The organism is Microbacterium sp. (assembly GCF_047606685.1).
In the GTDB taxonomy this organism is placed as follows: domain Bacteria; phylum Actinomycetota; class Actinomycetes; order Actinomycetales; family Microbacteriaceae; genus Microbacterium.
This window is the reverse complement of record NZ_JASGEC010000033.1, coordinates 1-7,072: the sequence shown is the minus strand read 5'-3', so window position 1 is coordinate 7,072 and position 7,072 is coordinate 1. Positions and strand designations below refer to the sequence as shown.

At 74.1% G+C, this 7,072-nt stretch carries 4 protein-coding genes; 2 read left to right on the top strand and 2 right to left on the bottom strand.

What is annotated here, in order from left to right; translation table 11 throughout:
- Window positions 1-45: 45 nt before the first annotated feature.
- On the bottom strand, window positions 46-1,725 hold the full coding sequence (gene pgi / locus QM611_RS03655; protein WP_415078545.1) for a glucose-6-phosphate isomerase: 1,680 nt from the start codon (window positions 1,723-1,725) through the stop codon (window positions 46-48).
- A gap of 84 nt (window positions 1,726-1,809) precedes the next feature.
- Between pgi and QM611_RS03650 the strand changes: the two genes are divergently transcribed.
- Both QM611_RS03650 and QM611_RS03645 read left to right on the top strand, forming a co-directional pair.
- Complete coding sequence (locus QM611_RS03650; RefSeq protein ID WP_415078544.1) at window positions 1,810-2,697, top strand: hypothetical protein; 888 nt, start codon at window positions 1,810-1,812, stop codon at window positions 2,695-2,697.
- A gap of 18 nt (window positions 2,698-2,715) precedes the next feature.
- Window positions 2,716-3,708, top strand: a complete 993-nt coding sequence (locus QM611_RS03645) for a LacI family DNA-binding transcriptional regulator (RefSeq protein ID WP_415078543.1) — start codon at window positions 2,716-2,718, stop codon at window positions 3,706-3,708.
- A 6-nt stretch (window positions 3,709-3,714) separates the two neighbouring features.
- Here the strand turns inward: QM611_RS03645 and QM611_RS03640 are convergent, their stop codons facing one another.
- Window positions 3,715-7,032, bottom strand: coding sequence for an SCO7613 C-terminal domain-containing membrane protein (locus tag QM611_RS03640; RefSeq protein WP_415078542.1), 3,318 nt, complete (start codon window positions 7,030-7,032; stop codon window positions 3,715-3,717).
- Between the last annotated feature and the right edge of the window lie 40 nt (window positions 7,033-7,072).

The window sequence follows — 7,072 nt, the reverse complement described above, 5'->3', positions numbered from 1 at the left end:
GGGGCGCGGCGCGCGGGGGCGCGGCGCGGGCGGGAGGGATGCCGCCTACCGGCGGTGCGCGCGGTAGTAGTCCAGGAGCGCGCGGGTCGAGGCATCCTGCGCGGCCAGCGCTTCTTCGTCGCCCTCGATGGCCGGCGCGATCTGCAGCGCGAGCTGCTTGCCGAGCTCGACGCCCCACTGGTCGAACGAGTTGATGCCCCACACCGTGCCCTGCACGAACGTGATGTGCTCGTACAGCGCGATGAGCTCGCCGAGCACGCGCGGCGTGAGCGCGTCGGCGAAGATCGACGTCGTGGGCCGGTTGCCCGCGAACGTGCGCGCCGCGACGAGGGCGCCTGTCGTGCCCTCCGCCTCGACCTCGGCCGCGGTCTTGCCGAACGCGAGCGCCTTGGTCTGCGCGAGGAAGTTCGCCAGGAACAGCCCGTGCACGTCGCGGCCGCCGTCTTCGAGCGGGTGGGCGGGGTTGACGAACGCGATGAAGTCGGCCGGGATGAGGCGCGTGCCCTGGTGGATGAGCTGGTAGAACGCGTGCTGCCCGTTCGTGCCCGGCTCGCCCCAGAACACCTCGCCGGTGTCGGTGGTGACGGGCGTGCCATCCCACCGCACCGACTTTCCGTTGGACTCCATCGTGAGCTGCTGCAGGTACGCGGCGAAGCGGTGCAGTTGTTGCGCGTACGGCAGCACCGCATGAGACTGCGCGCCGAGGAAGTTCGAGTACCAGATGTTAAGCAGGCCCATCAGCACCGGCACGTTCTCGGCGAGGGGAGTGGATGCGACGTGCTCGTCGACCGCGTGGAACCCGGCGAGCACCTCGCGGAACACGTCGGGGCCCAGCGCGATCTCCAGCGACAGGCCGATCGCCGAGTCGACGGAGTAGCGGCCGCCGACCCAGTCCCAGAAGCCGAACGCGTTGGCGGGGTCGATGCCGAACTCGGCGACGCGGCCCAGCGCCGTCGAGACGGCGACGAAGTGGTGGGCGACGGCGTCAGTGCGGGACGCGTCGTCGTCGCCGATCGCGCCTGCTTCGGCGAGCCCCGCCCACAGCCAGTCGCGCGCGAGCCGCGCGTTGGTGAGGGTCTCCAGCGTCGTGAAGGTCTTGGACGCCACGATGAACAGCGTCGTGGCAGGGTCGAGGCCCGCGGTCTTCTGCGCGATGTCGGTGGGGTCGATGTTCGACACGAACCGCGCTTCTATTCCAGCGTCGGCATATGGCTGCAGCGCCTCGTAGACCATGACGGGGCCGAGGTCGGAGCCGCCGATGCCGATGTTGACGACGGTCTTCACGCGCTCGCCGGTGACGCCGCGCCAGTCACCTGAGCGCACGCGGTCGGCGAATGCGCCCATCGCGTCGAGCACTTCCTGCACGTCGTGGTCGACGTCTTGGCCGTCGACCACGAGGGCCGGCGTCGACCCGGGCGGGCGGCGCAGGGCGGTGTGCAGCACGGCGCGGTCCTCGCTCGTGTTGAGGTGCTCGCCGGCGAGCATCGCCGCGTAGCGGCCTGCGACGCCCGTCTGCTCGGCGAGGCGCACGAGCGAGGCGAGGATGGCGTCGGTGACGAGGTTCTTGGACAGGTCGACGTGCAGGTCGGCGAGCGTGTGCGACATCCGCTCCACTCGGCCGGGATCGTCGGCGAACCAGGCGCGCAAGTCGGGCGAGAAGCGGTCGCGCTCGGCGTCGAGCTCGGCCCAGGCGGGAGTCGTGGTGGGGTCGATGGGTGCAGCCATGCACTCACGGTAGCGGCCGAGCGTTGGCGCGGCTATGACACCGGTGTCATACTGGATACGCAGAAAATCACGAAGGAAGCACCGATGAACACTCTGACGACCATTGAGCGTCGTGCGATGCAGGCGATCTCGACCGACAGCGGGCGCATGCTGATTGTCGCGGCCGACCAGCGCAACGGCATGAAGGCGGCCATCAAGGACGCGCCGAACGGCTCGGACGCGATCAGCCGGGAAGAGCTGGCCGAGGCCAAGGCCGACCTCGTGCGCCACCTCGCCAACCACGCGCCCGCGATCCTGCTCGACCCGGAGGTGGCGCTGCCGGCGATCGTCGACGACGGCGTGCTCTCGCGCGGCACCGCGCTCGTGGTCGGGTTGGACGCGTCGGGCTTCGAGACGGTCGACGGGCTGAAGCACACCCGCTTCGTGCCGGGCGTGACGCCGCGCACGGCGCGCGAGCTGGGCGGCGACGCGGCCAAGATGCTGTGGTACACGCGCCCCGACCGGCAGGGTCTCGACTCGCGCGTCGCCGGTGAGATCCGCGACCTCGTGGCCGAGTGCGAGGCGGAGGGGCTCCTCCTCATCGTCGAACTGCTCACCTACCAGCTCGAGGGCGAGTCGGACGAGGACTACGCCGCCGCGTTCCCGCAGCTCGTGGCGGATGGCGCCGCGCTCGCCGTCGCGTGCGGCGCCAAGGTGCTGAAGCTGCAGTACCCCGGCAGTGCCGAGGGCGTGTCCGCCGTCACCGCCGCGGCGCAGGGTGTGCCGTGGGCCGTGCTGTCGGCCGGCGTCGACCACGAGACGTTCATCGAGCAGATCCGTGTCGCGATGGCCGGGGGCGCCGCCGGCGCCATGGCGGGCCGCTCGCTGTGGAAGGACAGCCTGTCGATCTCGGCCGACACGCGAGAGCAGCTGCTCACCGAGCGCGCGCTGCCGCGCCTGCGCGAGCTCGCTGCCGTCGTCGACGCGCGCTGAGGCAAGTCCCGCACTCCGATGGCGACGATGCGGGAGGTCGCGGCCCGGGCCGGAGTGAGCCCGAAGACGGTTTCGCGCGTCTTCAATGGCGATGCCCACGTCACACCCGAGACGCGGGAGCGCGTCGAGCAGGTGATGCGCGAGCTGAATTACGTGCCGAACCTGCTCGCGACGACCTTCCGGTCGGGGAGCGCGCGGGTCGTCGGCGTCGCCGTGCCCGACATCGTCGACCCCCACTTCGGCGCGATCGCCCGCGCGGTGGAGGATGTCGCCCGCGAGCGCGGGCTGTCGACACTCGTGACGAGCACGGGCAACGATCCGGATGCCGAGCGCGCCCAGGTCGAGTCGCTTCTCGCCCGGCAGTTGACCGGACTCGTGATCGTGCCGGTGGGCGCCGACCACTCGTGGCTCGAGCGGTGGCAGGAGCGCACGCCGATCGTCTTCGTGGACCGGGCTCCGCGCGGCATCACGGCCGACACGTTCACCGACGACGACCACGGCGGCGCGCTCGCCGGCACGCGGCACCTGCTCACGCACGGCCATCGCCGCATCGGCTACCTCGGCGACCTGCTGCACCTGTCGACTGAGGCTCACCGTTTGCGCGGGTACCGCGCCGCTCTCGTCGAGGAGGGCGTCGAGCCGGACGACGAGCTCGTGCGCATGCACGTCGACGGGCCGCAGTCCGCGGCCACGGCACTGGAGCGGCTCGCGTCGCTCGCCAGCCCGCCCACGGCGGTCTTCTCGTCCAATGCGAGGACCACGGTCGCCGTCCTGCACGCGCTCGACGGCGACCGCGTGCCGCTCGTGTGCTTCGGAGACTTCCCGCTGGCCGACCTGCTCGACCCGCCCCTGACGGTGCTGGACCAGAACCCCGCCCGGCTGGGGGAGCTGGCGGCGCGGCGGGTGTTCGACCGCGTCGAGCACCCGAGCAAGCGCCTCGCGCGCGCGAACGTGCTCGACGTGGCGCTCATCGAGCGCGGCTCGTGCGATGTCGTCAACCCTGGGCAGTGACGCGGCTCACGCGAGATCGCGCAGGCGCGCGGCGAAGCCGCCCTCGCCGGTGCGGCGCTCGTGCGTCACGGCGATGATGAGCAGCACCGCGCCGACGACGGCGAGCGTGATCCACCACGGCATCGACTCGATTCCGCGGCCGATCTGCACGAGGAAGGCGAGCGCGTTCTCGACCGGCAGAACGACGACGCCGACGACGAACGGCGCGGCAAGGCCCCGGCTCGCGCCCACGAGGATCGCGCAGAGGGCGACGACGAGGACGAGGATGGCACGCCACGTCAGCGGGTCGGTGAAGGTCGCCGCCACCGACGCGCTGAGCAGCACGACAAGCCCCGGCGCGAGCAGCGGCCACGAGCCATCCCACCCCGCCGGCCAACTGTCCACGGTGCGCGGCCGCCCGCTCCCTCGGCGCAGGCGGAGCGCTCCTGCGGCGAGGAGGAACGCGCCGAGCGGGAGCGAGAACCACTCGACGCGCAGGGCGCGCGGGCTCCACGCCACGACCGCCGTGACGAACGCGATCGCGAACACGAACCACACCGGCGGAAGGCTCGACGGCCGCGTGCGCAGCCGCCACGCCACCACGACGACCGCGACCAGGTAGCCGAGCATGAGCGCCCACATCGCCCAGATCGCGAGCCAGTCGCGCTCGATCGCGGTCCACGTGCCGGCCGCGAGGTACAGGGTCGCCGGCGCGTGCAGCCACCGCGTGCGGGCGAGCCGCGAGTCCGCGGCGGCGGAGGAGTGGATGGCTCGGGCCGCCGCGAACGCCGGCACGGCGCCGAGGAACGCGATCGCCGCGCACACCACGACAAGCGGCATCGTGCTGGCCCCGGGGTCGAGCCCGAGTCCGAGCCGCACGCCCTGCACGGCTCCGGCCGCGCCGGCGGCGATCGCCGCCACGAGCGTCGCCAGGCGCAGCGCGCGCGTGTGCTCGCGCCGCCCCCACCACGCGCCGAGGGCGAGCAGCAGCCACGACGCCACCACGAGCCCGTGCGCGCGCCACGCCACCGGGGCGGGGGTGCCCGTCGCTGCGAGCAGCACGAGGACCGGAGCGATGGCGACCGCGAGGCCCGCCGCGTACAGCGGCACGGCCCGCGCGCCCCGCGCGGTGAGCACGGCGCCCACGAGCGCGGCGGCGAGCGCGGGCGGCAGCACGTACGGCTCGACGAGGTCGACGCCGCCGAGCGCCCACACGCACCACAGCGCGCCGGTGAAGGCCGCGCCGGCGACCCACCAGCCGTAGCGCCGGCCGCCCCATAGCGAGGTCGCCGCCGCGCCCACGCCGAGGATCGCCAGCACCAGGCACGTCGTGCCGAGTCCCGCGGCTTCCCGCGCGAGGCTGAGCGCCACCGCGATCGCGCCCGTGAGCAAGGCGGACGCCTCGATCGCGAGGCGTGCGGCCGCGGCATCCCGTTCGCCCACGCCCCGCAGCGCGAGGGTCCGCGTGCTCGGAAGCGCGAGCGCGACGATCGCCGCGACGACGGGGAGCACGACCGGCGATCCGCTCGAGGCCAGCAGTTGCGCGCCGAGGCACACGACGACCACCGACAGCGACGGCACGAGCATCGCCCCCGCCAGGGCGCGCAGCGCGACACCGAGCCCCGGTCGCCGCGTGACGACGAGGGCGAGCGCGAGGAGGAAGATGAGGCTCGTCGACAATGCCGTCCAGCCGCTGCGCTCGAACACGACCTGCAGCACGCCCAGCCCGAACGGCACGGCCGTGACCGCCAGGATCGCCCACCACGACCGCGCCCCGATCGGGCGGAGGAACGTCGCCGCGATCGCGCCGACCGCGCCGAGCGACGTCGTGAGGCACAGCAGCAGCAGCGTGTCGACGCCGGCGAGGTTGAGCGCCCGCGCGAACACCAGCAGCGCGTAGGCGTAGCCGACGCCGACATGCAGGAACCGGATGGCCGAGGGCGTCGCGCGGGCGACGGCAGTGATGCAAACGAGGATGCCGCCGCCCGCCGCGACCACGAGGTCGTCGACGCGCCACGACATCACGGCGCACAGCACGACCGCGAGGTGCGCGCCCACGACGAGCGGCAGCCGGTGGCATACGGCGGCGTCGCGCAACGGCCGCACGACGACGAGCGCGACGCTCGCCGCGACCGCGGCCGCCAGCCCCAGTGCGACACGGCCCGCGGGCGACAGTGCCGGCGAGCACACGAGGGTGAGGACGGATGCCGCGCCGAACCACGCGCCGAGCGCGCCGATCCACCGCGGCCCGCGCGCGAGTGCGGCGTAGCCGCGCAGCCCGGCCGCGATGACGGCGAGCCCCGCGACGACGTACGGCACGCGAGCGCCGCCGAACGAGAGGTCGGGGTCGCCGGCGTTCGCGTCGACGTCGGTGAGCAGCGCCAGCGCGCCGATCGCGAGCGAGGCCAGCAGCGGCAGGGCCGCGGTGAGGGCGACGACGGCGAGCGCGCCGCCGGCCACGTGCCGACGGGGCGCGGTGCGGGGAAGCGGCAGCACGGCGCCGAGCAGGAGCATCCCGACCACGGCCGCCGCGGAGGTGACGAGCATCGGCCACGCCGCGGGGTCGATGGCGGCGCCCTCGAGCGCGGACGGGGCCACGGCGGCGGCCGCGGTGCCCGCGAGCCCGGCGACGACGCCCCACACGCGCGCGATCAGCTGGCGGGTGGCCAGCAGCGCCAGCACCGCGACGCCCGTGAGCACGCCCGCGATGGCGAGCGACCGCGCGGCGGGGGAGCCGACGTCGGCGAAGGGGAGCAGCGCGACCGTCGCGGCGACGGAGAGCAGTTGCGCGACCGTGAGCGCGACGCGCTCGGGCAGCAGGCGGTCTCCGAGCCGCCGGCTGAGCCGCGTGGTCGTCTCCAACAGGGCGAGCGCCGCGGCGGCCGAGGCCAGCCAGCCGAGTGTGGCGGCCAGATCCGTCGTGCCGGCGATCCCGAGCATCGCGGGCACGAACGCGAGTGCCAGCAGCGACAGCCACAGCCAGGAGCGGATGCCGAACCGCACGGCGAGCGCCGTCATCCCCGTCCCGGCGACGAGCGTGCCGATCGCGGCGAACAGCCAGGGGCTGACGCCCGCCGGCGCGAGCTCGGCGAACGCGTGCACGTCGAGCGCGAGGAAGACGCCGCCGAGCGCGCCCACCGCCTCCGCCGAGAACCGCAGGCCGCGCCGCTGGAGCAGCCGCGCGCCGACGAGGAACACGAGCGTCGTGGCACCGACGATCGCGCCGCGCGCCGCGTGGTCGGTGAGGTCGGGGTTGAAGAACGTGAACACGATCGCGGCGACGGCGAACAGCCCGGCGCCGGCGACGGCGAGCACCGACTGCACCGTCGCGCTCGCGGCGGGCACGGCCGGTGTCAGGGCGAGGCGCGGCGCAGGCGCGGGGGCC